A 732-nucleotide genomic window follows, 5' to 3' on the forward strand; every position below is an offset into this window, starting at 1 on the left:
TTTATTTGATATATTTCTGTGTGCTCGCTGGAGGGTCATCCGATATTCATCGATATCGTCTATCCGGAGAATCGTATTGAGAGCCTTACTGCGGTCTGAATCAGTTGCATTAATAAACTGAAGCAGCTCTTGTCTTGAAAGGACGTTTTGCTGATCCTCAACGGCAGAAGTCAACTCCGCTAGCGCGGTCGTTGTAGCTGAGTTTGATGAGAGAACCTCGAGCTCACCATCGGCCACGCACCGTCTGATTTCCACAGATTCTCCTCGGTGCGAGAATTCAGCAGTGACTTTACTGTCCTCACGTGAGTCTGCCTTTTTATGGACCAGAGCATGCTCAAGTGGCTTGCGTCCTTCCCCTCTACCAGTTAGTCTGGAAACGGTGCCGGTCAGCAAATATTCTAACGCAATAAGAGTACTACTCTTACCAACACCGTTTGGACCATAGATTAGAATCCCCTTGTCGCTAAATTCGAGTTCTGTGCATCTGATTCCTCTGAACTCTTCTATTTTGAGTCTATTCAGGCGCATCGTCCACCACCTCATCAAGTGCAGATTCGATGCTTTCTGTGGACTCAAGGCCGTACCGGTCCAACTCCTCAAGCTTTTCTACAAGCTCGGGAGGGATGTCTTCCGATTCCTGAATTCGGTTCCCAAATTCATTGAGAATCTTGTCGTGGAGAGATACCGAGGGATTAGACATGGCAGCGTGGTGTCCTCATTAATAGATAAATC

The 732-nt window shown here is 47.3% G+C and carries 2 protein-coding genes; both read right to left on the reverse strand.

The genetic code is table 11. The features are described 5' to 3' along the window. A partial coding sequence (locus tag C5B91_RS21190) for an AAA family ATPase (protein ID WP_158589935.1) occupies positions 1–528 on the reverse strand: 528 nt, incomplete at its 3' end. Next, a complete protein-coding gene (locus C5B91_RS21195) occupies positions 515–700 on the reverse strand; it encodes a hypothetical protein (protein WP_119713025.1) in 186 nt (61 codons plus the stop codon). The genes C5B91_RS21195 and C5B91_RS21190, both read right to left, overlap by 14 nt. Positions 701–732: the final 32 nt, after the last annotated feature.

The sequence above is a fragment of the Haloferax sp. Atlit-10N genome (assembly GCF_003586325.1).
GTDB lineage: Archaea > Halobacteriota > Halobacteria > Halobacteriales > Haloferacaceae > Haloferax > Haloferax prahovense.

What these genes read in the sequence shown, in the direction of transcription:
- C5B91_RS21195 (WP_119713025.1), bottom strand. Translation starts at nt 700, where the DNA reads ATGTCTAATCCCTCGGTATCTCTCCACGACAAGATTCTCAATGAATTT.